The organism is Castellaniella daejeonensis, assembly GCF_039523555.1.
In the GTDB taxonomy this organism is placed as follows: domain Bacteria; phylum Pseudomonadota; class Gammaproteobacteria; order Burkholderiales; family Burkholderiaceae_B; genus Castellaniella; species Castellaniella daejeonensis.
On record NZ_BAAAFN010000006.1, the window covers coordinates 436667 to 460407 of the forward strand.

Genomic DNA, 23741 nt, shown 5'->3' on the forward strand with positions numbered 1-23741 from the left:
GAACCGCCGGATCTGTTGTTTTATACAGTAGTCATGGATACTGTACAAAGAAACAGTGATCGGCGCAAGTGGGGATCGATCCGGACGAAACCGGCCGGCCGGCCCGCGGGCGGCACAGCAAACGGCGTACAGTATGTTTTTCGCTGGAGAACACACCATGCCGCGTGCCTTTCTCGACCACATCGCAGTCACTGCTTTCTCGCTGGAAGCAGGCGCCGCATTCGTTTCGGACACGCTCGGTGTCGCACCGCAGCCCGGCGGCGAACATCCGCGCATGGCGACCCACAACCGGTTGCTGCGTCTCGGCGATACCCTGTACCTGGAGGTGATCTCCCCGAACCCGGCAGCCCCGGCCCCCGGCCGCCCCCGCTGGTTCGGCCTCGACGGGCTCGGCCCGCAATCGCCCCCTTCGCTCGCCACCTGGGTCGTGCGCAGCACCGACATCCGGGCCTCGGCAGCGGCGTCCTCGGAACCCCTGGGCCCCATCGAATCCATGAGCCGCGGCGCGCTCGACTGGCTCATCACCATCCCCGCCGACGGCTCCATACCGCTTCAGGGTGCCGCGCCCGCCCTCATCGAATGGCAGGCCGCGGAGCATCCGGCCTCACGCATGGAAGACAAGGGATGCGCCCTGGTCCGGCTCGAGATCTTTCATCCGGATCCGGAACGGGCTTCCCGCCTGCTGTCATCGCTGGAACTGGAAGCCCCCGTTTTCGTGCATCCGGCCGGACCTGGCGGTCCGGCACGGCTGGTGGCGCACATCGACACACCGCACGGAATCCGGGTGCTGTAGGGCCCGCAATCAGTCCGTCAGCGAACCCGCCAGCCGGCGAAGGAAATCCTCGCAGGCGTCCAGCTGGGCGATTTCGACGAACTCGTCGGCCCGGTGCGCCTGCTCGATGTGCCCCGGACCGCAGATCACCGCCGGAATGCCGGCGTTCTGGAACAAACCGCCTTCGGTACCGTAGCTCACCTTGGATGTCCCGTCATCGCCGGTCAGGGCGCGCACCAGCCGGGTGATGGCATCGCGTTCGGACGCCTCCAGCGCGGGAACCATTGCCGGCATGGCTTCGATCTCGATGCGTGCGGCGTCGTGCTCGCGGCGCATCCGGGGCAGCAGTTCGGACTGGATGTATGCCTCGATCCTGCCCTGAATGCCGTCCGGCGACATGCCGGGCAAGTTGCGGAATTCGTAGATGAACTCGCAGAGCTCCGGGATGGTATTGACCGCGATGCCACCGGAAATCAGATTGGTGCCCATCGTGGTGAACGGGACGTCGAAGCAATCGTCGTAGGGGCCCCGGGACCTGTATTCATCCGCCAGGTCCCGCACGCGGCAGATCAGGTGGGCTGCATATTCGATGGCATTGCAGCCGCGCGGAGTCAGCGAGGAATGCGCCGCCTTGCCGTGCACCCGGCAGCGGTACAGGTTCATGCCCTTGTGCGCCACCACCACCCGCATCCCGGTCGGCTCGCCCACGACGCAACCCTCGGCGCGCACGCCGCGCCGCGCAAGCGCCTCCAGCATCACGGGCGCTCCCAGGCAGCCTACCTCTTCATCATACGAAAAGGCCAGATGCAGGGGCTTGGTGCGCTTCAGGGCCAGGAACTCGGGCACGAGCGCCAGCGCGACCGCGATGTAGCCTTTCATGTCCGCCGTGCCCCGGCCATACAGCCGGCCGTCCCGTTCGGTGAGAGAAAAAGGATCGGAACTCCAGTCCTGCCCATCCACCGGCACGACATCGGTATGACCGGACAGGACGATCCCGCCCTGCGTGGCGCCGTCGCACGCGGGCAGCGTGGCGAACAGATTGGCCTTTCCGCCTTCCGGGGCATAGGTCAGTTCGGACTGGATCCCCTGCGAGGCCAATGCATCGCGGATCGCCTCGATCATCGCAAGGTTGGAATTCCGGCTGGTCGTATCGAAGGCCACCAGCCGCTGCAGCCATTCACGCGCATTCATGCTCTTCATGGATAACATGGTAATCCGCCCCGACGAAATGAAGAAAACCCCGATGCGGGCGAAAGCCCGGCCATCGGGGTCCGGCCGGTCCGCCACGGCGGTACCGGCATGCCCTGGATCCGATCCGCGAGGATCAGAGATCCGGCTGCGGCGTGATGCGCAGGTAGGGGCGGATTTCGGTGTAGCCCTTGGGGAATTTTTCCTTCAGGACGGCCGGATCCTTGATCGAGGGGGCGATGATGACGTCCTCGCCCTGCTTCCAGTTCACCGGCGTGGCGACGCTGTAGTTGTCGGTCAGCTGGATGGAATCCAGGGCGCGCAGGATCTCGTCGAAATTGCGGCCCGTGCTGGCCGGGTAGGTCAGGATCAGGCGGATCTTCTTGTTCGGATCGATGATGAACACCGAGCGCACCGTGGCGGTGGCGCTGGCGTTCGGGTGGATCATGTCATAGAGGGTCGCGACCTTGCGGTCCTCGTCGGCCAGGATCGGGTATTGAACGTCGGTCTTCTGGGTGTCGTTGATGTCCTTGATCCAGTCCAGGTGCGATTGCTTGCCGTCGACCGACACGGCGATCACCTTGGCGCCGCGCTTGGCGAATTCGCCCGACAGGATGGCGGTATAGCCCAGCTCGGTGGTGCAGACCGGCGTGAAATCGGCAGGATGGGAGAACAGGACACCCCAGCTGTCGCCCAGAAACTCGTAGAACTTGATTTTCCCCAGGGAAGATTCCTGTTCGAAATCGGGGGCGGTGTCGCCCAGACGCAGAGTGGCCATCGATAGCTCCTGTTTCAAGTGTCTGCCGCCCGGACGATCCGGGCGGCGAATTGGTTTAGACACTTAAGATTCTTGCAGAATATAGGGCGCTATTGAAATAGCCTTTCTTTATTTCTATATCCAGCCCCATCCGCATCCGCTCATACCTGGGCCTGGCGCACGTAGCGGTCGGCCAGGCCGCCGTCCCGGATGGCAGACTGCAGCGCCAGCGTGCGCGGCAGCACGTGGGCGGCGTACTGCACGGCCGTGGCGATCTTGTTCGCATGGAAGGCATCGGTGGAGCCTTCGGCGATGGCCACGGCCGAAGCCAGCGCCGAGCGCCCCAGCTGCCAGCCCGCATGGGCCGTCCCGGCCAGCATCAGGCACGGCACGCTGCCGGTGAACACACCGCGGATGTCCTCGCGCACGTGCTCCAGCACGAACGACAGCGCCGACTCGTAGGCGTCGGCCGCTGTCTCCAGGCGCTCGCCGATCATGGCCAGCGCCTCGGCATGCACGCCCACGGCCGCCCGCAGGGCCGCCGCCGTCTCGCGCATTCCGGCGATCTGATCGCGCGCCACCGCTCCGCCGTCGCGCACCAGCTTGCGGCCGATGAAATCATTGGCCTGGATTGCCGTGGTGCCTTCGTAGATGGGCAGGATCCGGGCATCACGGTAATACTGGGCGGCGCCGGTTTCCTCGATGAAGCCCATGCCGCCGTGCACCTGCACGCCCAAGGAGGCAACCTCGACGGACGATTCGGTGGAAAACGCCTTGACGATGGGCACGAAGTATTCGTAGATGGCCTTGAAGCGGGCACGTTCGGCCTCGTCCGCAAGACGGGCCGCCTTGTCCCGGTAGCCGGCCGCCACATAGGCCACGGCGCGCGCGCCCTCGGTCAGGCCGCGCATGATGCCCAGCATGCGCGCCACGTCGGGATGGCGGATGATGGGTACCGGGCCGGCGGAGCCTTCCAGGGCGTTGCCCTGGATGCGCTCGGCCGCGTAGGCCGCCGCGTGCTGCAGCGCACGCTCGGACACGGCCACGCCCTGCAGGCCGACCGCATAGCGGGCCGCATTCATCATGATGAACATGTATTCCAGGCCGCGGTTTTCCTCGCCGATCAGGTAGCCGACGGCGCCGCCCTCGCCCGCCGCGCCCTGGCCCGAGCCATACAGCAGCACCGCCGTCGGGCTGCCGTGGATGCCGAGCTTGTGTTCCAGGGACGCGCACACCACATCGTTGCGGGCGCCCAGGCTGCCGTCGTCATTGACCAGGAACTTGGGCACGATGAACAGGGAAATGCCCTTGACACCCTTGGGCGCGTCCGGCGTGCGCGCCAGCACCAGATGGATGATGTTTTCCGCCATGTCGTGATCCCCATACGTGATGAAGATCTTCTGGCCGGTGATGCGGTAGCTGCCATCGTCCTGGCGCACGGCCCGGCTCTTGAGCAGGGCCAGGTCGGAGCCGGCCTGCGGCTCGGTGAGATTCATGGTACCGGTCCAGCGGCCTTCCAGCAGGGGCGGAATGAACCGCGCCTTCTGTTCGTCCGAGCCCACCATCGACAAGGCCTCGATCACGCCGTCGGTCAGCAGGGGACACAGGGAAAAGGCCAGGTTGCCGGCATTGATGCTTTCCGTGACGGGCGCGGCGACGAGCTTGGGCAAACCCTGGCCGCCGAGTTCGGCCTCGTGCGGCAAGCCTTGCCAGCCGCCCTGCGCGAATGCCTGGAACGCCGCCTTGAAGCCGGGCGTGGTGCGCACGCCATCCGCGCTCCAGCGGGCCGGCTCGGTGTCTCCCGCGCGGTTCAGCGGCGCGATTTCCTGTTCGACGAAGCGTGCGTTTTCTTCCAGTACGGCATCGACGAGATCTTCGGAGACCTCTTCGAAGCCCGGAAGCGCCAGCACCCCCCGAAGATCGGCCAGCTCACGCAGAATGAAACGGATATCCTGGATAGGAACCTGGTATGTCATCGCAATTCCTGTGATGCGCGGAGAGCAATCCCCCGCATGGAGCGGCGCGGGTCCCCGGACCGGCCGGGGAGCCCGCGTCCACGGCCAGACTCAGAGGGCCTGGACCAGTTCGGGCACGGCCTGGAACAGGTCGGCCACCAGGCCGTAGTCGGCCACCCCGAAAATCGGCGCCTCGGCGTCCTTGTTGATCGCCACGATCACCTTTGAGTCCTTCATCCCGGCCAGATGCTGGATCGCGCCGGAGATCCCCACCGCCACGTACAGCTGCGGCGCCACGATCTTGCCGGTCTGGCCCACTTGCCAGTCATTGGGGGCATAGCCCGCGTCCACCGCCGCGCGCGAGGCGCCCAGCGCCGCGCCCAGCTTGTCGGCCAACGGATCCAGGATCTTGAAGTTTTCGGCGCTGCCCAGGCCGCGCCCGCCCGACACCACCACCGTGGCGGCGGTCAGATCGGGCCGGTCGCTCTTGGCCAGCTCGCGCCCCACGAACTGGGACTTGCCGGAATCGGACACGGCGTCGATGGTCTCGACCGCCGCCGAACCGCCCGTGGCGGCAACGGGGTCGAAGGCCGTGGCGCGCACCGTGATGACCTTGGTCGCATCGGCCGATTGCACGGTCGCCAGGGCGTTGCCGGCGTAGATTGGCCGCACGAAGGTATCGGCCGATTCCACGGCGACGATATCGGAAATCTGCGCCACGTCGAGTTTGGCCGCCACGCGCGGGGCGACGTTCTTGCCCGAAGCCGTGGAGGCAAACAGGATGTGGCTGTAGCCGCCGGCCACCGCCAGCACCTGCGCGGCCAGGTTCTCGGCCAGGCCTTCGGCCAGCGCCGGCCCATCGGCCAGCAGGACCTTGCTCACCGAGGCGGCCTGAGCCGCCTGGTCGGCCACGGCGCGTGCGCCGGAGCCCGCCACCAGGACGTGCACGTCGCTGCCGATCGCCACCGCGGCGGCAACGGCGTTGCGGGTCGCAGCGCCCAGCTGGGCGTTGTCATGTTCGGCAATAACCAGAATGCTCATTTACACCACCTTCGCTTCGTTCTTGAGTTTGTCCACCAGGGTTGCCACATCGGGCACGATGACGCCGGCCGAACGGCTGGGCGGCTCGGAGACCTTCAGCGTCTTCAGGCGGGGCGCCACATCCACGCCCAGCGCATCGGGGGCAACGGTTTCCAGCGGTTTTTTCTTCGCCTTCATGATGTTGGGCAGCGTCACGTAGCGCGGCTCGTTCAGGCGCAGGTCGGTCGTGACGACGGCCGGCAGCGCCAGGCTGAGGGTTTCCAGGCCGCCGTCGACTTCGCGGGTGACCTGGACGCGGTCACCCTGGACCTCGACCTTGCTGGCGTTGGTGGCCTGCGGCCAGTCCAGCAGCGCGGCCAGCATCTGGCCGGTCTGATTGGCATCGTCGTCGATTGCCTGCTTGCCCAGGATCACCAGGCCCGGCTGTTCTTTGTCCACCAGGGCCTTGAGCAGCTTGGCCACCGCCAGCGGCTGCAGCTCGGCGTCGGTCTGCACGAGGATGCCGCGATCGGCACCGATCGCCATGGCGGTCCGCAGGGTTTCCTGGCATTGCGCCACCCCGCAGGACACGGCCACGATCTCGGCGGCGGCGCCCTTTTCCTTCAGGCGGGTGGCTTCTTCGACGGCAATTTCGTCGAACGGGTTCATGGACATCTTGACGTTGGCGATGTCCACGCCAGTGTGATCGGATTTCACGCGCACCTTGACGTTGTAGTCAACGACGCGCTTGACCGGTACCAGGACCTTCATCGAGCATACTCCAGAATGGAAAGAAAACAGGATGGCCGCGCCCGGCGACGAATCGCATCGCGCGCGGCCCCATCAGTAACCGCCCAGCGCCCGCACATGCGCCACCGCGCTGCGCCCCAGGGCGGACAGGTCGTAACCGCCTTCGAGAAAGCTGACGATCCGCCCCTGGGCGGAGTCGGCCGCGATCTCGACCAGACGTTCGGTGATCCAGGCGTAGTCCGCCTCGACCAGTTTCAGGCTGCCCATGTCGTCCTCGCGATGGGCGTCGAACCCCGCCGACACCAGGATCAGCTCGGGCCGGAAATCACGCAGCGCCGGGAGCCAGTATTCCGTCACGAGGCGGCGGATCACATCGCCGCCGGAATACGCATCGACCGGCAGGTTGATCATGTTCGGACCCAGGTCTTCGTGACGCGTGTCCGGGAACAGGGGGTATTGATAGAAACTGCACATCATGATCCGGGATTCGGTCATGAATACTTCTTCCGTCCCGTTGCCGTGATGGACGTCGAAATCCACGATGGCGATGCGCGACAGGCCGTAGTGGTCCAGTGCATAGCGCGCAGCGATGGCGATGTTGTTGAAGAAGCAGAAACCCATGGCCTTTCCGGGACAGGCATGATGCCCCGGCGGGCGGATGGCGCAAAAGGCGGTCTGTGCATGACCGGCCATGATCTCGTCCAGTGCCGTCAGGCCCGCGCCCGCTGCCGCCCAGGCGGCCTGCAGGGTTTCCGGATTCATGATCGTGTCCGGATCGACGGGGAAATAGCCATGCGCCGGCGCATGCTGGCGCAGGAACGACAGGTATTCCGGCGTGTGCACCCGCAGCACGTCTTCGGGTCGGGCATTGCGCCCCGTGCGCTGAGACAGGAAGTCCATCAGACCATTTGCAGCCAGCTGGTCGGCCACCGCATCCAGGCGCTGTGGGGATTCGGGGTGCCAGGTCCCCATCTCATGCAGGCGGCAGGCTGGATGGGTAATATAGAGTGTCTCCATAAGGGCGATTATGTTCAGACCAACCCGTATTTTGCAAGTTGCCGTAGCGTCGCTTTTTATCTCGGGCTGCGCCAGCAGCCACAGCGATTCCGGACCGTCCTCCGCTGCCCTTGCGGGAACAACGAATCAAACAATTGTTTCAAACGATCGTATTAATTCTAGCAGAACAGAAACCGGCGGGAAACCGGGGGGAATCCGGGGCGATTTCCTTGGCACGGACGGCCGCCTGCTGCCCGAGGTGCAGGCCTTCGCCCACCAGACCGCACAGGCCCATGACCTGCCCCTGGACCGGGTCGAAGCCCTGCTGACCGAGGCGCGCTACGACGCCACCGCGGTCCGGCTGATGGCGCCACCCACGCGCACGGGCCGCATCCGCCGCGCCTGGACCAGCTACCGCCAGCGCCACGTCGACGCGGTACGCATCCGCGAAGGCGTCTCTTTCTGGCAGGAACATCGGGCAGCGATCGACCGGGCCAGCGCCCGCACGGGTGTACCGCCCTCGATCATCGTGGCCATCATCGGCATCGAGACCGTCTATGGCCGCTACACCGGCGACCACCGGGTCCTGGATACGCTCACGACCCTGGGATTCCGCTATCCCGACCCGAACCGGCCGGAACGCCAGGCGATGTTCCGCGAGCAGCTGGCCGATCTGATCGTGCTGGACCACCGGGGGGAACTGGATGCGCGTGTCGTGGAAGGCTCGTTCGCGGGCGCCATGGGGCTGCCCCAGTTCATGCCGGGCAGCCTGATGCGCTACGCGGTGGACGGCGACGGCGACGGCCGCGTGGACCTGGCCAGCAATACCGACGACGCCATTGCCTCGGTGGCGGCATTCCTGCAGGCCCACGGCTGGGTGCGCGACGTGCCTGTCTTCGCCCCCGTGATCCTGCCCGCCGGCGCCGCACAGCTGGCCCAGGACGGGCTGAAGCCGGAAAGCGACTGGGCCACGCTGAAGGCCGCCGGCGCGCAGGCGCTGCCTGGCGGCGGTCCGGCCTGGCAGGCCCAGGCGCTGGGGGTGATCGACCTGCGCGACGAAATCCGCGGCACGCACGACGTGCGCTGCGCCACGCCCAATTTCTTCGCCATCACCCATTACAACCGCAGCTACTTCTATGCGGCGTCGGTGGCGGACCTGGCGCACGAGATCGCCGACCGCATCGGCTACGGGGATCCGAACCGCTTTGGCGGACCCGGCGCTTAGCCATCCGCCGGGGGTATCTCCAGGACCGGGCAAGCCCGCCACAGGCGGATCCGAACCCGGCTTCCGGTCAGCCGAACACGCCGGAAGACAGGTAGCGGTCGCCCCGGTCGCAGACGATGAAGACGATGGTGGCATCCCGCACCGTGGCGGCCACGCGCAGAGCGGCCACGGCCGCGCCGGCCGAGGAGATCCCGCCGAATATGCCTTCCTCGGCGGCCAGGCGCCGGGCCATGGTTTCCGCCTGTTCCTGGGTGATGGGCTCGAAGGTGTCGACGCCGGCGGGGTTGTAGATGCTGGGCTGGTAGGCTTCCGGCCATTTGCGGATGCCGGGAATGTGGGCGCCTTCGGCCGGCTGGGCGCCGACGATGCGCACGGCCGGATTGCGTTCGCGCAGGTACGAGCCCACCCCCATGATGGTGCCGGTCGTGCCCATGGCGCTGACGAAGTGCGTGATTCCACCGCCGGTCTGTTCCCAGATTTCCGGGCCGGTGGTTTCGTAATGGGCGCGCGGATTGTCGGCGTTGGAGAACTGGTCCAGGACCTTGCCCTTGCCCTCGGCCTGCATCTGCAGCGCCAGGTCGCGGGCGTATTCCATGCCGCCATCCTTCGAAGGGGTCAGGATGAGCTCGGCCCCATAGGCCTTCATGGCGGCGCAGCGTTCCTGGGTCGAGTTGTCCGGCATGATCAGGACCATGCGGTAGCCGCGCACGGCGGCCGCCATGGCCAGGGCGATCCCGGTGTTGCCGCTGGTCGCCTCGATCAGGGTGTCGCCGGGACGGATTTCGCCGCGCGCTTCGGCCTGGCGGATCATGCTGAGGGCGGCGCGGTCCTTGACCGAACCGGCCGGATTGTTGCCTTCCAGCTTGGCCAGGATGACGTTGCCACGCGGCTCGCCGACGTCGCCCGGCACCCGCTGCAGGCGCACCAGGGGCGTGGAACCGATGATGTCTTCGATGGTGGGGTAGGTTTTCATGGACGAAATCATACACCCGCCCATCCGGCGCACGGCACGATCTGCTTTCGCAGTCATAAGGATATGACAAAACCCTGAAGATGCGCGCCAGACCGGCTCAGCGCGAGCGCCCGGCGCGTCCCGGCCGCTGCCGGACCGACAGGTAATGATCGACGCCATCCACGTCCGGTTCACCCAGCGCGCCCACCAGGGCTGCCAGATTCAGGCGCGACAGCAGGTACTGATAGCGCGCGGCATCCAGGTTCTGCCGTGCCGAGAAATACTGCTGCTGGGCATTCAACACATCCAGGGTGGTGCGTTCGCCCACGGTGGCACCCAACAGCGTGGCATCCAGGGCGCTCTTGGCGGCGATCACGGCTTTTTCCAGTGCCTCGATCTGCGGCACGGCCACCTCGACCGCCTGGAACTGCTCGCGGATCTGCACATCACTGGTCAGCATCGCCGCCTGCAATTGCGCATCGGCCTGACGTTTCTGATCGATGGCCTGACGCAGTTTGGAGTCGTAGCTGCCTCCCGCGAACAGCGGCACGTTCAGCTGCAAGCCAATGACGGTCTGCCTGGACCGATCCGGCATCACCAGCAAAGGCAGGCCTCCGCTCTGGCTGGCGTCCTGATAGCTCATGTACAGATCCAGTTGAGGGCGGTTGTAGATCTGATTCTTGTCGACATCCGCCTCGGCGATCGAAATCTGGACCCGCGCCCCCAGCACATTCAGATTGTCCGATCGGCCCCGCTCGATCCAGGCCTGGACATCGTCCGGATCAGGTGCCACGGGCTTGAACCCGGGCGATGCCTGGCTCAGATCGGCGGGCAGCGTGCCAACCAGGCTCTTGAACTGCTGCCGCTGGACCTCGAGCGCATTTTCCGCCGCAATGATCTGTGCCGCCACAGCCTGCGCGCGAGCCTGGGCATCGCGTACATCGGTGATGTTGGCCTTGCCGACATTGAAGCGCGCCTGTGCGCTGGCCAGTTGCTGCATGATCGCCGCCTGCTGCTCATGGGCGAGTTCCAGGTTTTCTTTGGCCATCAGCACACCGAAATACGATTGGGCGACACTGAGCACCTGGTTCTGCCGGGCGCCCCGGAACTGGATTTCGGCCAGCCTGGCCTGATCCTTGAGCTGCCTGGCCCCCGTGCTGACGGCTGCATTGTAGATGGGTTGCGTCAAAGTCACGGTAAAGCCCCGTACGAAGCCCGAGGCGTCCCCCACCAGCGAGGGCTGCGACCGACGGCCCTGCAGCGTAGACACCGAATTGACATGCACATGGCTGTACGTGCCCGTGGCCGTAATCTGGGGCAGATACAAGGCCGTGCCCTGCCTGGCGCTTTCCTGGCCCGCCGCGTAGGCGAAGCGCGCCGCTTCGAGCGTGGGATCATGCACGCGGGCCCGATCGACGGCCTCGCGCAGATTCATCGCACCGGCGGACCCGGCCACCAGCAACAGCAGGCCGGCGACCAGCGGGCGCGAGGCCTTGGCGAACGTCATCCCTGCTCCCCCTTTTTTTCATGGCCGCCGGACCGGAATGCCAGCGCATAAGCAGCCGGCAGAAACAGCAGGGTCAGCAGCGTGGCGCCCGTCAGGCCTCCCATGATCGCCCAGGCCATCGGCCCCCAGAAGACCGACTGTGTCAGGGGGATCATCGCCAGGACCGCGGAGGCCGCCGTGAGCAGGATGGGCCGCAGGCGATGCACGGAAGACTCTATGATCGCCTCGTGCAGCGGCACGCCTTCCGACTGGGCCTGCCCGATCTGCACGATCAGGATGACGGAGTTGCGGATGATCATGCCGAACAAGGCCAGCACCCCCAGCATGGCCACGAAGCCGAACGGAATCCGGAAGGCCAGCATGATTGCCGTGACACCGATCATGCCCAGCGGCGCGGTCAGCACCACCAGCAGCATCTTGCCCATGTGCTGCAACTGGATCATGAGCAGGAACAGCACCACTATCCCGACCAGGGGCAGGACCGTCTTGATCGCCGCCTGCGAACGCTGGCTGGATTCCAGCGTGCCGCCCAGCACGATGTCATAGCCGGGCGGCAACGTTGCGGCATAGGTCTGGATGGCCGGCCAGATCGCCGCCGACACATCGTTGGCCTGGGCGCCATTGGCCACATCGGCCTGCACCGTGACGGTCGGCACGCCATTGCGGCGCCAGCGCATGCTGCTCTCGCTGGATACATGCAGCGTGGCGATCTGCGTGAGCGGCACGAAAGCACCGGAGCGGGTATGAATATAGAGGTCCTTGAGCCGGTCCAGATCGCTGCGGCCGGCGTCGGTCAGCCGCATGACGACATCCAGCGTCTCATCGCCCTCGTAATACTGGGTGACGTCCAGGCCGGTCACGGAGGTCTGCAGGGCCTGTGCGATACCGCGGGAACTCACGCCCAAGGTGCGCGCCTGATCCTGGTTGACATCCACCCTGAGCGTGGTGATGCGTTCCCCCCAGTCCATGTTGACGTCGCGGATGTCGCGGCGTGTCCGCAGTCTCGCCATCACTTCGTCGGCGATCTGCAGCAATTGGGCATCGTCCGTGCCGCTCAGGCGCAGCTGGATCGGATAGCCGACCGGCGGTCCGTTCTCGAGCCGGGTGACACGGCCGCGCACACCGGGAAGCTCGGTCCCGAGCAGGTCCTGGATCTTCAGCAGCGTACGTTCCCGCTGCGCAATACCCTTGGTCATCACGACCAGTTCGGCCAGGTTGGTCTGCGTCTGCACGTTCAGGGGCAGATAGAATCTCGGGCTGCCACGCCCGGCATAGGTCGTGACCGACACGATGTCCTCGTCGCCGAGCAATGTCTGTTCGAGCACCTGGGACTGCCGCCGGATCTCGTCGAAGGACACATTCTGCGGGAACCACAGATCCACGATCAGTTCGGGGCGGTCCGAGGACGGAAAGAACTGCTTGGGCACCCAGCGGAACAGGGCGACCGACACGACGAACAGCAGCACGGTCACGGCCACGACCAGCATGCTGCGCTTCACGCACCAGCCGACCAGGCCCCGGAACCTGCGATAGAACACGCCCTGGTAGACGGCATGCTCGTCATGCGCCCTGCCGCCGAAGTCCGGCAGCAGCTTGAACCCGATATAGGGCGTCACCAGCACCGCTACGAACCATGAGACGATCAGCGACACACCGACAACCTCGAACAGTGAACGGGTGTATTCGGCAGACGAGGTTCTGGCGAGAAAGACCGGCAGAAAGCCCGCCACGGTGATCAGCGTGCCGGTCAGCATCGGAAACGCCGTGCTGACATAGGCGAAACTGGCCGCGCGCACGCGATCCCATCCTTCCTCGAGCTTCAGCACCATGACCTCGACAGCGATGATGGCGTCGTCGACCATGAGCCCCAGCCCAATGATCAGCGCCCCCAGGGAAATCCGCTGCAGATCGATGCCGCCGAGATACATGACGAAAAACGTCACGGCCAGCACGAAGGGAATGCACAGCGCCACCACGAAGCCGGTGCGCAGCCCCAGCGACAGAAAACACACCACCAGCACGATGCCGACTGCTTCGTACAGGCTTTCGGTGAACTCGTCGACGGCGTCCCTGACCACACGCGGCTGGTCGGACACCGTATCCAGGGACACCCCGATGGGAAACCGTTGCCGCAGGGTGTCGGCGACGGCCTGCAATCCTTTGCCCAATTCCAGGACATCACCGCCACTGCGCATGCTGATGGCCAGGCCCAGGGCGGGCACACCGTTGAAATACATCCTGGATGCCGGCGGGTCCACGTAGCCGCGCGTGACGGACGCCACATCGCCCAGCCGGAATATCTGGCCCTTGGCCTGGATGCCAAGGTCACGGATGGCCTGCACCGAATCGAAATTGCCGCTGACCTGTATCCGCACCTGCTGATCCCGCGTCTGCGCGACGCCGGCCGGCTGCACGGCGTTGATGGCCTTCAGCGTCTGGACGATCTGGTCCGGGTCGATGCCCAGAGCCGCCAGTTTGGCGTTGGCATATTCGATATAGATGCGCTGATCCTGATCACCGAGCAGGCTGACCTGATCGACATCCGGCACCCGCAGGAACGCCTCGCGCGCGGTATCGGCGTAATCCTTCAGTTGCGCATAACTGAAGTCCTGTCCGGTCAGTACGAAGATGTTGCCGTAGGTGGTGCCGAACTCATCGTTGAAGAACGGCCCTTGCACCCCCCGGGGCAGGGTGTACTGCATGTCTCCGATCTTCTTGCGTACCTGGTACCAGGCCTCGGGCACCGCAGCGGGAGACAGATCGTCGCGCAGCGTCACCATCAGCCGGACGCTGCCCGGCTGCACCATGGTCTTGACGTTGTCCAGTTCGGCCAGCGTCTGCAGCTTTTTTTCGAGTTTGTCGGCCACCTGGCCTTCCATCTGCCCGACCGTGGCACCGGGCCAGTTGGCCTGGATCATCATCGACCGGACCGTGAAGTCGGGATCTTCTGCCTGCCCCAGGTGGAAATACGCGTAGCCACCGCTGCGCACGAACACGATGATCGAGAACAGCACGAATTGCTGGTGCGCCAGGGCCAACCGCGAAAGATTGAACCGGGACACGATTCAGTCCCCCGCCCCGGGTCCGGCCACGGGGACCACTTTCTGTCCGGGATGCAGCAGGTTGCCACCCTTGGTCACGATCACATCCCCGTCGGTCAGGCCCGATGCGATGTAGGCGGTGTCGCCGCGCACGGAAGCGACCACGACCGGATGGGTTTCCACGCCCTCATCCGCCCCGACCTTCCAAATGGCGGGCGCATCCGGTTTCGGATACACCACGGCGGTCAGCGGCACGGCGTACTGCGGGCCTGCGGCCGGGCCTTCCAGGTGCACATAGGCCGTCATACCCAGCCGCAGAGAGGCATCCGGTTCCAGCACGGTCACGTGGGCATCGTAGGTGCCCGTAGTACTGTTGGCGGCCGGATCGATTTCCCGCAACCGCGCCGGCCAGGATTTTCCGGGATCGGCCCACAGCGACACCGTCAGCCTGCCCGCCGAGCGCAATTGATCCAGACGTGTTTCAGGGATGCTGATGACGACCTCACGATCACCATCCCGAGCGATGCTCACGGCCGTCCGGCCCGCCGCCACGACTTGCCCGACATCGACGTCGATGGCCGTGACCAGCCCATCGACCGCCGCCCGCAGGGTCGCATAATCCAGTTGGTTGGCGGCTTCGTCATACTGGGCTTGCGCGGCCTGCAGTTCAGCAACCGCAGTATCCAGGGCGATCTTGTCCCGGTCGTAAGCCGCCTGGCTGATGAAATTCTGCTTCAGCAGTACGGCATCGCGGCCCAGATCGACCCTGGCCTGCGCCGCCTTGCTGGTCGCCGCATCCAGCTGCGCCCTGGCCTGCTGGAGCGTCAGCTTGAAATTGCTGGGATCGAGCTGCAGCAACGGCTGGCCCGCGCTCACATGCTGTCCGACTTCGACCTGCCGGCGCAGCACCGTGCCGGGCACGCGAAACCCCTGGTCGCTGACGTGCCGCGCCGCGATGGCGCCGACGAACACCCCCAGGTTGTCGGCAGATGCCGCCCTGACCGTCAGGGTCAGCACCTGCCGCGGCGGCTGCGCTTCAGTGGTCCCCCCGTCCCTGCAGCCGGCAAGCAGGATTGCCGCGCAGAACACTGCGGCGACCCCGCCATGCCAGGCCAGTGCACATAATCCGTCGCGACACTCTGCGTTACTCATCGGCCGCCGCCGGATAACCGTTGGCGCGATCCAGCCGCGCAACAAAACGGGCCACCCAGTAGTCGATCAGATCATGCACCTGATCGTCCGAAGGCGGCGCCTCCCGGCCCGTCACGGTCTTCCGGCTCTCGCGGCTGTCGACCGCCGCGCCCAGCAGCTTTCCCGTCACGCTGTCCTGCGCCTCGCTCTCAATGGACATCTGCAGGACATACGGTGTCTTGTCTGCAGCCATTCGCGCCACGTTGAACAGGGCCTTGGCCGGCACAAGATCGCGGAGTTTGAACTGGGGACCGGTCTCGATCAGGCCCACGACGGCGAGCCGCAGACGCGCCACCCCCGGACCAGGCTCACGGACCACCCGGTAATGGCGACTGAGCGCGGTCGCCAGCCGGGACGTGTAGTAGTCCGAGATCGCCTGCAGGCGCCCAGGGCTGAGCGCCCCATACGCCTCATGCGTATTGATGATGAACACAGGCTCATCGATGATGAAACTGCGGTACTGCCCGGCGCTTACGCCCGGCGCAGTGTAGTGCCGGTAGTCGGGATTTCCGGGGTCGGGCGCCAGCAGGCTGTAGTCTTTCAGAAAGCCGGAAGGCGCCGGCGAGGACGAAGCGGGCTGCGTCGGCGCAGTCGAGCAGGCGGCCAGCAACGCCAGGAGCGGCGCGGCCAGCCATGCGGGTCGGGTTCTCATTGGGCCTCCTGTCCGCACACGACATGGCGGGGTAGGAAAGATGACACGGTCAAGACGCCGCGATCTATTTGCCGGTTTCGGTCTTCAATGCCTTGAGTTCCTTGGCGCAGCCGACACTGAGACTGTCTTCGTGCGTCTTCAGGCATTTCAGCAGGCGACCTTCGCCTGGACGGACGCCTTTGCACAGGCGTTCGACGTCAGCCTTGCAGTACTTGAATTCCTGCAGGCTGGGGGTCTGGGCCCGGACAGGCGTCAGGACGGCCGCCAGCGACAACAAACCTGTGGCGGCCAGTGCAAGCGCAAGCGTGGAAGCATTTCGTGCATGCATCTGCGTCTCCCGAGGTTCTGGTTGTTTTATGGATGGTTGCAACGCGCACTGGCCGAGGTCCCGACCGTACGCCCGCAGCCACATGCCACGAGATGATGCTGCCCCCGGGGCCACAAAGCACCCACGCCCGCAGGGGTGATTTTATTTTCCGCTTTTTTCTTCACGTGTCAATGGACTTCGACTGCCTGGCGCCGGCTTGGCGGCCGGCGCAGCCGCCTGACGTCCCTGCCCCGACACGCGCGTGCCGCCGCCATCGATGGTCAGGCCTGCCGACTGCAGGGCCTGCGCCCGGCGCGGCCCGATGCCGCGCACCCGGTCCGACAGGTCGGCGAACGACAGGTAGCGGCCGCCCCGCTCGCGCTCGTCGAGGATGATCCGGGCAGTCCTGGGTCCGATGCCGCGAATGCCCTGCAACTGGTCGAGCGTTGCGGTGTTCAGATCGACGGCGCCCGCCGGGCCAACCCAGGCCAGGGTGGCCAGGCTGGCTGCCGCCAGCAGGCGCGACAGGCCGCGGGCGGGACGGCGGGCCGCGCGCGAGCGGGCCGGATGCCGCCGGCCGGGGATGAAGACCCTGCGGGCGCTCCTGCCCGCGGCCGGCATGCCGGCCTGCGCAGCGGGCACATGGGCGGCGCCGGAATTCTCGCCCGCGGGCACGCCGGCGGTATCGTGCAGAAAAGGATTCATGACCGACTCCTGTGGTGTGAAGGTACGGTCATGATGCCCTGGACTCAGGGCGCATGGAGGCGGCCGTGATCCGGAATGTCCACCCGGAAAAACACGCGCGACCGGCGCGTGCCGGCATCAGCCGATCGCCAATCCTCCGGATTCCAGCAGCCGGCCGACATAGGCATTGACCCCGGTCTGCACATCGCTGAAGGCGCCCGTATAGCCGGCGGCGCGCAATTGGGTCAGGTCCGCCTGGGTATGGCTCTGGTAGCGGCCTTTCAGGTCATCCGGGAACGGGATATAGCGCAGCTGCCCGCCCGCCACCAGTTCCTGCAGCGGCAGAGCGAGCTGGCCCTGATGCACGCGCAGGCTGTTGACCACGGTCTGGGCGACATCGTTGAAGGGCTGGGCGCGCCCGGTGCCGCAGTTGAAGATGCCGGAGACTTCCGGGTGGTCCAGGAAGTGCAGGTTGACCTTGACCACGTCGTCGACGAAAACGAAGTCGCGCTGCTGGCCGCCGTCGGCATAGCCGTCCCAGCCGCCGAACAGCCGCACATGGCCTTCGCGCACGTACTGGTTCATGTTGTGGAAGGCCACCGACGCCATGCGACCCTTGTGCTGTTCGCGCGGACCGTAGACATTGAAATAGCGCAGGCCCACCACCTGGGCCGTGAGCCTGTCCATGCGCCGGCGCAGGACCTGGTCGAAGAGCAGCTTGGAATAACCGTAGACGTTCAGCGGCGACTCGCAGGACGGGTCCTCGGCATAGCGCGGGCCGGCCCCGTAGACGGCTGCCGAGGAGGCATACAGGAACGGGACTTCCCGGGCCTGGCAGTATTCGAACAGCTCCAGCGTGACGCGGAAGTTGTTGTCCATCATGAAGCGCCCGTCCCGCTCCGTCGTGTCGGAGCAGGCGCCCTGGTGGAACACGGCCTCGGGGCGCGGCAGTTCGCCCGCCAGGACACGACGGCGGAATTCGTCCTTGTGCTGGTAATCGGCGATTTCCAGGTCGACCAGGTTGCGGAACTTGTCGCCGTCGGTCAGGTCGTCGACCGCCAGGATGTCGGTGATGCCGCGCGCATTCAGCCCGCGGACCAGGTTGCTGCCGATGAAGCCGGCGGCGCCGGTGACCACGATCATGATATCAATTCCTCTGCGGTGACGATGGATGTGCCCAGCTTGCCGACGACGATGCCGCCGGCGCGGTTGGCCCACGTCATGGCCTCGAACCAGTCGAGGCCGGCTGCCCGGGCGACGGCCAGGGTGGCCAGCACGGTATCGCCCGCGCCCGAGACGTCGAAGACTTCGTGCGCCTGGGCATCCGCGTGCCGGCGGCCTTCGGCGGTGTACAGGGTCATGCCCTGCTCGGACCGGGTGATCAGCAGGGCTTCCAGTTCGAGCTCCTGGCGCAGCGCCTGGGCGCGGCGCGTCAGGTCTTCTTCCGAATCCCAGCGTCCCACGGCGTCCTGCATTTCGCTGCGGTTGGGCGTGACCAGCGTGGCCCCCCGATAGCGCGGATAACGGTGACCCTTGGGATCGACCAGCACCGGGATGCCGCGCTCGCGGGCGGCACGGATCATGGGTTCGACCCTGGACAGGGCGCCCTTGGCATAATCCGACAGCACCAGCAGATCGTAGTTCCCCAGGACGTCCGCCAGGCCGGCATCGAGCGCGTCCAGTGCGCGTGCGCCCGGCCCCTGCTCGAAATCCACCCGCAGCAATTGCTGCTGGCGCCCCAGCACCCGCATCTTCAGCGTGGTGTCCATGCCGTCGGCGTCTTCGACCAGATGGTCCCTGACGCCGGCTTCGCGCGTCAGCGTGCGCACGCGGGCGCCCGCCTCGTCGGCGCCCACCACGCCCAGCAGCCCCACGCTGGCGCCCAGCGCGACGATGTTGCGTGCCACGTTGGCCGCACCGCCCAGCCGGTCTTCGCGGCGGGCGACCCGCACCACGGGGACCGGCGCCTCGGGCGAGATGCGGTCGACTTCACCGAACCAGTAGCGGTCCAGCATGATGTCGCCGGCGACAAGGATCCGGGCAGCGGCGGCCGCGCGGATCGGGAATGGCGTCATCGAATTTCCTCCAGGCGGCGAGGCCGATAGGTTTCCCAGGTGTTGCAGCCCGGGCATTGCCAGTAATAGCGCCGCGCCTCGAAACCGCAATGCCCGCAGGCGTAGCGGTCAAGGCGCTGGGTATGCTTGTGGATCATGCTGCGCAGCAGGCCCAGGTCGGCGCCCGGCACCAGGGTGGCGCCAGGCACGTCCTCGCCCTGGGCGAGCTCGACTTCGAGCAGGCGGTCGAGGCCCAGCAGCGACGGATGGGCGCGCAGCGCCTGGCGGGCGAAAGCCCAGGCGGGGGCTGCGCCTTCCGTGGTGCGCAAGGCACGGAAGATCACGTTGAACAGGTCGAGCGTGGGCAGGCGCCCGTACTGGTCGCGCAACAGCGACAGGCCTTCGGCGGCGCGCCCCAGTGCCGCATGGCAGTCGAGCAGCGGCTGGGCGACGAGGCCCGAGAATTCCGGTGCCGTGGACAGGACATCCTGGAGATGGGCGCGCTGGGATTCGAGATCGCCGCGCAGGGCCGCCAGGCGAGCGCGCAACATGCGCACGCGGGTTTCCGACGCGGGCGTGGCGCCGTTCCGGCGCGCGGCATCCTCGGCGGCATCCAGCGCCCGCGCTGCGGCGTCGAGGTCTGGCTTGCCGGATTCCATCAGCGCCTGGGCACGCTCGCAGTGGTAATGCGCCAGCTGCGGCACGGGCTCGTCGATGCGGCTGCGCAATTGCTGGACGGTGTCGATCGCCTTGTCCCAGTCGTGCTCGGATTCGTGGATGCGGACCAGGGCGCGCAGGGCTTCCAGGACGTGACGCGTCTGCAGCACCGCCTGGAATCCCTTTTCGGCGCGATCGAGCATGCCGGCCTTGAGGAAATCCTGGGCCAGGGCCAGCTGGGCGTTCTCGCGGTCCCGCAGGGGCAGATCTTCGCGCGAGAGCAGGCTCTGGTGCACCCGGATGGCGCGCTCGATCTCGCCGCGGCGGCGGAACAGGCTGCCCAGGGCGAAATGCAGTTCGGTGGTTTCCGGGTCGAGCTTGGCGACTTCGACGAAGGCGTCGATGGCGCGGTCGGGCTGCTCGTTGAGCAGGAAGTTCAGCCCCTTGAAGTAGGAATCCGGCAGCGCCCGGGTTTCCGACAGCATCTGGCGGAAATCGAAGCGCGCCGCCAGCCAGCCCAGGCCGAACAGCACCGGAACGATGATCAGCCACCAGGGCTCGAAATCCACGACCCGCTCCCCGGGAATTTACAGGGGCGCCAGCGGCGCGACGGTTTCGGGGATCACCGGAGCGGACGCCGCCTGGGGGTGGTCGATGGCGTCCTGCGCCCTGGCCAGCTCGCGGCGCAGGCGGTTGATCTCGCGGCGGCGGCGCAGCAGGGACGTGGCCGCCATGAGCAGGCCGAAGGCAACGCCCAGGATGAAGGCCACCAGCATCACGACGATCAGCGGGACCTGGCTCAGGACATGGTCGGCAAACAGGCCGACATCCACCGGCGCCGTGTTTTTCAGGGCGAAAAGCAGCACGATGACAAAGATCACCAGCCTCAGAATCCAGACCAGGTAGCGCATGCGACAAGCTCCTCGGGGCAATCCCGCCATTGTAAACGCAAAGACAATGCTCAAATGGAAAACGGGCGGCGCTTCGCAAGAAGCACCGCCCGTCATCCGGACTCGATGGCCACCTCGCGGCCTGCAGGCCACTCGGATTCGCCAGGCACAGGATTTCTCCCGCCGGGACAGCTCTCCACCTCGCGGCCTGCAGGCCGCTCGGATTCGCCAGGCACACAATAGCCCGCAGGGGGCTATTGTGTGTCCTGGCTCATCCCATCATTCGGGCTTGGTAGAGGTCGGCTACGGTGGCGGGCTCGTCGGCGTCGCCGCCGCCGGGGCCCTGATCCACCCGTTCGCGCAATTCCTTGCCCGGCTTGAAGTGCGGGACCAGCTTGGCCGGCACGTGCACTTTTTCACCGGACTTCGGGTTGCGCCCCACGCGCGGCTGGCGCCGCGACAGGGAAAAGCTGCCGAAGCCGCGGATTTCGATGCGCTGGCCCTGGGCCAGCGCATCGGCCATCGCGTCCAGGACCGTCTTGACTGCAAAGTCCATGTCGCGAGCCGCCAACTGCGGGTAGCGGCTCGCCAGCACGGCGATGAGTTCGGACTTGGTCAGGCCAGGCATCACTCGTCGCGCTGCTGGTCGAGCTTGGCCTTCAGCAGGGCGCCCAGGTTGGTGGTACCCGAGGAGGCGCTGGCTTCGGTCATGCGCTGGATGGTTTCGGCCGTTTCAGCGTTGTCGCGAGCCTTGATCGACAGCTGGATCGAACGCGCCTTGCGATCGATGTTGATGATCATGGCCTCGACCTGGTCGCCGGCATGCAGAACCGTGGTGGCGTCCTCGACGCGGCCGGCGGAGATTTCCGAGGCGCGCAGGTAGCCTTCGACGTCGACGGACAGCGTCACGACGGCGCCCTTGGGCTCGACGGACTTCACGGTACCCGACAGGACGGCGCCCTTGTCGTAGGTGGCCACGAAGTTGTTGAACGGATCGCCTTCCAGTTGCTTGATGCCCAGGGAGATGCGTTCCTTGTCGGTGTCGATGCCCAGAACCACGGCGTCGATCTCGTCGCCCTTCTTGAAGTTGCGCACGGCTTCTTCGCCGGACTCGGACCAGGAGATGTCGGACAGGTGCACCAGGCCATCGATGCCGCCGGGCAGGCCGACGAACACGCCGAAGTCGGTGATCGACTTGATGGCGCCGTGGACCTTGTCGCCGCGCTTGAAGTTCGCGGCGAAGTCTTCCCAGGGGTTCGGGCGGCACTGCTTCATGCCCAGCGAGATGCGGCGACGGTCTTCGTCGATTTCCAGGACCATGACTTCGACTTCTTCGCCCAGGGTCACGACCTTGCGCGGATCGACGTTCTTGTTGGTCCAGTCCATTTCGGAAACGTGCACCAGGCCTTCGATGCCGGCTTCGACCTCGACGAACGCACCGTAGTCGGTCAGGTTGGTGACCTTGCCGAACAGGCGGGTGCCTTGCGGGTAGCGGCGGCCCAGGCCGATCCAGGGATCTTCGCCCAGCTGCTTGACGCCCAGCGAGACGCGGGATTTTTCCTGGTCGAACTTGAGGACCTTGGCTTCGATTTCCTGACCCACCTGCAGCACTTCGGACGGGTGGCGGACACGGCGCCAGGCCATGTCGGTGATGTGCAGCAGGCCGTCGATACCGCCCAGGTCGACGAACGCACCGTAGTCGGTGATGTTCTTGACGATGCCCTTGACGATGGCGCCTTCATGCAGGGTTTCGAGCAGCTTTTCGCGTTCCTCGCCCATGCTGGCCTCGAGGACGGCGCGGCGCGACAGCACGACGTTGTTGCGCTTGCGGTCGAGCTTGATGACCTTGAATTCGAGGGTCTTGCCTTCGTAGGGGGTGGTGTCCTTGACGGGACGCAGGTCGACCAGCGAACCGGGCAGGAAGGCGCGGATGCCGTTGGTCATGACCGTGAGGCCGCCCTTGACCTTGCCGGTGATGGTGCCGTTGACTAGCTCGCCGGATTCCAGGGCCTGCTCGAGGTGCAGCCAGGCCGACAGGCGCTTGGCGCGATCGCGCGACAGGATCGTGTCGCCGTAGCCGTTTTCCAGGGAATCGATGGCGACGGAGACGAAGTCGCCGCTCTGCACTTCCAGGTCGCCCTGGTCGTTCAGGAATTCTTCGAGGGGAATGTAGGCTTCGGACTTGAGGCCGGCATTGACCACGACGAAATTGTGGTCGACGCGCACGACTTCGGCGGAGATGACCTCGCCGGAGCGCATGTTCTGATCCTTGATGCTGGCGGCAAACAGGTCGGCGAAGCTTTCGCCGCCCAGGGCGGCTTCAGTGGTGAGGGTGGACATGAAAGATAGATCCATAGGCCCCGAAGGGCAATCATGACACGCCAGGCAAATACCCGGCGGAGTGAAAAAACATCCTGCCCGAAGGAAACGCCGGTCGGCGCCCGTCAGGCAGGCCCGTGTGCGGACCAGAGATCCAGCACTTGACGCACCACGTCATCGATCCCTTGGTGGGACGAATCCACGGTGACCGCATCCGCCGCCGCAACAAGCGGCGCATGCGCCCGACCCCGGTCTCGCGCATCGCGCGCCCTAAGGTCTTGCAAAAGGTCATCTAGATTAGCAGAAAAACCCTTGTCCTTCAACTGTTTATAGCGCCGCTGCGCCCGAACCCCGACGTCCGCGTCGAGGAAGATTTTCAGGGGGGCATCGGGGAAGACCACGGTGCCCATGTCGCGCCCGTCGGCCACCAGGCCCGGCGTCCGGCGGAAATCCCGCTGACGCGCCAGCAGGGCCTCGCGCACCGCCGGCCAGGCGGCAACGCGCGAAGCCAGGTTGCCGACTTCTTCCTGGCGGATCAGGGCGCCGACATCCTCGCCGCCCATGAGAATGGCGTCCGGCTGGAAACGCACGTCCAGGCGCCGGGCGAGCCGTGCCGCCTGGGCTTCGTCGGTGCCATCGCCCCCATCGCGCAGCACGGCCAGGGCCGTCAGGCGGTAGAGCGCGCCGCTGTCCAGCACGTGCCAGCCCAGGGCCTGTGCGACCCGCTGGGCGATCGTGCCCTTGCCCGAGGCCGTCGGGCCGTCGATGGTGATGACTGGCGCTGCCTGCGCCGGGGTGCCGTTTCCAGGATGATCGGCGGCCAT

22 protein-coding genes are annotated in these 23741 nt (G+C 66.1%); 2 read left to right on the plus strand and 20 right to left on the minus strand.

The features are described from left to right. The first annotated feature begins 157 nt into the window (after positions 1 to 157). Complete coding sequence (locus ABD022_RS03975; protein WP_343820128.1) at positions 158 to 793, plus strand: VOC family protein; 636 nt, start codon at positions 158 to 160, stop codon at positions 791 to 793. 9 nt (positions 794 to 802) lie between these two features. Here ABD022_RS03975 and argE read toward each other — a convergent pair whose 3' ends face one another. The 6 genes from argE to ABD022_RS04005 all read right to left on the minus strand — a co-directional run bounded on the left by argE (position 803) and on the right by ABD022_RS04005 (position 7459). After that, positions 803 to 1963 carry an acetylornithine deacetylase gene (argE, locus tag ABD022_RS03980; protein ID WP_343820130.1) on the minus strand — a complete coding sequence of 387 codons (1161 nt, stop codon included), beginning with the start codon at positions 1961 to 1963 and terminating at the stop codon, positions 803 to 805. A gap of 133 nt (positions 1964 to 2096) precedes the next feature. Beyond that, on the minus strand, positions 2097 to 2738 hold the full coding sequence (locus ABD022_RS03985; protein WP_325125940.1) for a peroxiredoxin: 642 nt from the start codon (positions 2736 to 2738) through the stop codon (positions 2097 to 2099). A 140-nt stretch (positions 2739 to 2878) separates the two neighbouring features. Next, a complete protein-coding gene (locus ABD022_RS03990; protein WP_343820132.1) occupies positions 2879 to 4693 on the minus strand; it encodes an acyl-CoA dehydrogenase in 1815 nt (604 codons plus the stop codon). Positions 4694 to 4783: 90 nt separating this feature from the next. Further along, positions 4784 to 5713, minus strand: a complete 930-nt coding sequence (locus ABD022_RS03995) for an electron transfer flavoprotein subunit alpha/FixB family protein (protein ID WP_325125944.1) — start codon at positions 5711 to 5713, stop codon at positions 4784 to 4786. Beyond that, positions 5714 to 6463, minus strand: coding sequence for an electron transfer flavoprotein subunit beta/FixA family protein (locus ABD022_RS04000; protein WP_325125947.1), 750 nt, complete (start codon positions 6461 to 6463; stop codon positions 5714 to 5716). Positions 6464 to 6535: 72 nt separating this feature from the next. Continuing rightward, on the minus strand, positions 6536 to 7459 hold the full coding sequence (locus ABD022_RS04005; protein ID WP_325125949.1) for a histone deacetylase family protein: 924 nt from the start codon (positions 7457 to 7459) through the stop codon (positions 6536 to 6538). Between the two features lie 238 nt (positions 7460 to 7697). Here ABD022_RS04005 and mltB point away from each other — a divergent pair, with 238 nt between their 5' ends. Then, positions 7698 to 8663: a lytic murein transglycosylase B gene (mltB, locus tag ABD022_RS04010; RefSeq protein ID WP_343820133.1), complete on the plus strand. Its 966-nt coding sequence runs from the start codon at positions 7698 to 7700 to the stop codon at positions 8661 to 8663. Between the two features lie 67 nt (positions 8664 to 8730). On the opposite strand, the gene cysM is transcribed toward mltB, so the two are convergent. From cysM to cmk, 14 genes are all read right to left on the minus strand, one after another. Then, entirely contained in the window at positions 8731 to 9636 is a 906-nt protein-coding gene (gene cysM, locus ABD022_RS04015; RefSeq protein WP_325125953.1) for a cysteine synthase CysM, read from the minus strand. A gap of 97 nt (positions 9637 to 9733) precedes the next feature. Next, positions 9734 to 11122 (minus strand): TolC family outer membrane protein, encoded by a 1389-nt coding sequence (locus ABD022_RS04020; RefSeq protein ID WP_325125955.1) that lies wholly within the window; start codon positions 11120 to 11122, stop codon positions 9734 to 9736. Next, positions 11119 to 14184 carry an efflux RND transporter permease subunit gene (locus ABD022_RS04025; protein WP_343820135.1) on the minus strand — a complete coding sequence of 1022 codons (3066 nt, stop codon included), beginning with the start codon at positions 14182 to 14184 and terminating at the stop codon, positions 11119 to 11121. The genes ABD022_RS04020 and ABD022_RS04025 overlap by 4 nt, the downstream gene beginning before the upstream one ends. Positions 14185 to 14187: 3 nt before the next feature. Then, positions 14188 to 15180, minus strand: a complete 993-nt coding sequence (locus tag ABD022_RS04030) for an efflux RND transporter periplasmic adaptor subunit (RefSeq protein ID WP_343820137.1) — start codon at positions 15178 to 15180, stop codon at positions 14188 to 14190. Positions 15181 to 15307: 127 nt separating this feature from the next. Then, positions 15308 to 16006 (minus strand): DUF3313 domain-containing protein, encoded by a 699-nt coding sequence (locus tag ABD022_RS04035; RefSeq protein WP_325125960.1) that lies wholly within the window; start codon positions 16004 to 16006, stop codon positions 15308 to 15310. A 64-nt stretch (positions 16007 to 16070) separates the two neighbouring features. Beyond that, complete coding sequence (locus ABD022_RS04040) at positions 16071 to 16334, minus strand: cysteine rich repeat-containing protein (protein WP_325125962.1); 264 nt, start codon at positions 16332 to 16334, stop codon at positions 16071 to 16073. Between the two features lie 141 nt (positions 16335 to 16475). After that, a complete protein-coding gene (locus ABD022_RS04045) occupies positions 16476 to 17018 on the minus strand; it encodes a ComEA family DNA-binding protein (RefSeq protein ID WP_325125964.1) in 543 nt (180 codons plus the stop codon). A 117-nt stretch (positions 17019 to 17135) separates the two neighbouring features. Then, entirely contained in the window at positions 17136 to 18140 is a 1005-nt protein-coding gene (rfaD, locus tag ABD022_RS04050; RefSeq protein WP_325125967.1) for an ADP-glyceromanno-heptose 6-epimerase, read from the minus strand. Continuing rightward, complete coding sequence (rfaE1, locus tag ABD022_RS04055) at positions 18137 to 19072, minus strand: D-glycero-beta-D-manno-heptose-7-phosphate kinase (RefSeq protein ID WP_343820138.1); 936 nt, start codon at positions 19070 to 19072, stop codon at positions 18137 to 18139. Before rfaE1 ends, rfaD begins: the two co-directional genes overlap by 4 nt. Further along, on the minus strand, positions 19069 to 20277 hold the full coding sequence (lapB, locus tag ABD022_RS04060; RefSeq protein WP_325125970.1) for a lipopolysaccharide assembly protein LapB: 1209 nt from the start codon (positions 20275 to 20277) through the stop codon (positions 19069 to 19071). Before lapB ends, rfaE1 begins: the two co-directional genes overlap by 4 nt. An 18-nt stretch (positions 20278 to 20295) precedes the next feature. Then, on the minus strand, positions 20296 to 20619 hold the full coding sequence (locus tag ABD022_RS04065; protein WP_325125972.1) for a LapA family protein: 324 nt from the start codon (positions 20617 to 20619) through the stop codon (positions 20296 to 20298). A gap of 250 nt (positions 20620 to 20869) precedes the next feature. Further along, entirely contained in the window at positions 20870 to 21217 is a 348-nt protein-coding gene (locus ABD022_RS04070) for an integration host factor subunit beta (protein ID WP_325125978.1), read from the minus strand. A gap of 8 nt (positions 21218 to 21225) precedes the next feature. Then, the gene (rpsA, locus tag ABD022_RS04075; protein ID WP_343820140.1) at positions 21226 to 22938 is read right to left on the minus strand and encodes a 30S ribosomal protein S1; all 1713 of its coding nucleotides are present in this window, start codon (positions 22936 to 22938) and stop codon (positions 21226 to 21228) included. Positions 22939 to 23042: 104 nt separating this feature from the next. After that, complete coding sequence (gene cmk / locus ABD022_RS04080) at positions 23043 to 23741, minus strand: (d)CMP kinase (protein WP_343820141.1); 699 nt, start codon at positions 23739 to 23741, stop codon at positions 23043 to 23045.

Excerpts from the sequence above, each read along its gene's own strand:
- ABD022_RS04040 (WP_325125962.1), bottom strand. The coding sequence starts at position 16,334 with ATGCATGCACGAAATGCTTCCACGCTTGCGCTTGCACTGGCCGCCACA.
- ABD022_RS04000 (WP_325125947.1), bottom strand. The coding sequence starts at position 6,463 with ATGAAGGTCCTGGTACCGGTCAAGCGCGTCGTTGACTACAACGTCAAG.
- ABD022_RS04005 (WP_325125949.1), bottom strand. The coding sequence starts at position 7,459 with ATGGAGACACTCTATATTACCCATCCAGCCTGCCGCCTGCATGAGATG.
- ABD022_RS03985 (WP_325125940.1), bottom strand. The coding sequence starts at position 2,738 with ATGGCCACTCTGCGTCTGGGCGACACCGCCCCCGATTTCGAACAGGAA.
- ABD022_RS04045 (WP_325125964.1), bottom strand. The coding sequence starts at position 17,018 with ATGAATCCTTTTCTGCACGATACCGCCGGCGTGCCCGCGGGCGAGAAT.
- ABD022_RS03990 (WP_343820132.1), bottom strand. The coding sequence starts at position 4,693 with ATGACATACCAGGTTCCTATCCAGGATATCCGTTTCATTCTGCGTGAG.
- ABD022_RS04065 (WP_325125972.1), bottom strand. The coding sequence starts at position 20,619 with ATGCGCTACCTGGTCTGGATTCTGAGGCTGGTGATCTTTGTCATCGTG.
- ABD022_RS04035 (WP_325125960.1), bottom strand. The coding sequence starts at position 16,006 with ATGAGAACCCGACCCGCATGGCTGGCCGCGCCGCTCCTGGCGTTGCTG.
- cmk (WP_343820141.1), bottom strand. The coding sequence starts at position 23,741 with ATGGCCGCCGATCATCCTGGAAACGGCACCCCGGCGCAGGCAGCGCCA.
- ABD022_RS04020 (WP_325125955.1), bottom strand. The coding sequence starts at position 11,122 with ATGACGTTCGCCAAGGCCTCGCGCCCGCTGGTCGCCGGCCTGCTGTTG.
- rfaD (WP_325125967.1), bottom strand. The coding sequence starts at position 18,140 with ATGATCGTGGTCACCGGCGCCGCCGGCTTCATCGGCAGCAACCTGGTC.
- cysM (WP_325125953.1), bottom strand. The coding sequence starts at position 9,636 with ATGAAAACCTACCCCACCATCGAAGACATCATCGGTTCCACGCCCCTG.
- rpsA (WP_343820140.1), bottom strand. The coding sequence starts at position 22,938 with ATGTCCACCCTCACCACTGAAGCCGCCCTGGGCGGCGAAAGCTTCGCC.
- ABD022_RS03995 (WP_325125944.1), bottom strand. The coding sequence starts at position 5,713 with ATGAGCATTCTGGTTATTGCCGAACATGACAACGCCCAGCTGGGCGCT.
- ABD022_RS03975 (WP_343820128.1), top strand. The coding sequence starts at position 158 with ATGCCGCGTGCCTTTCTCGACCACATCGCAGTCACTGCTTTCTCGCTG.
- argE (WP_343820130.1), bottom strand. The coding sequence starts at position 1,963 with ATGAATGCGCGTGAATGGCTGCAGCGGCTGGTGGCCTTCGATACGACC.
- rfaE1 (WP_343820138.1), bottom strand. The coding sequence starts at position 19,072 with ATGACGCCATTCCCGATCCGCGCGGCCGCCGCTGCCCGGATCCTTGTC.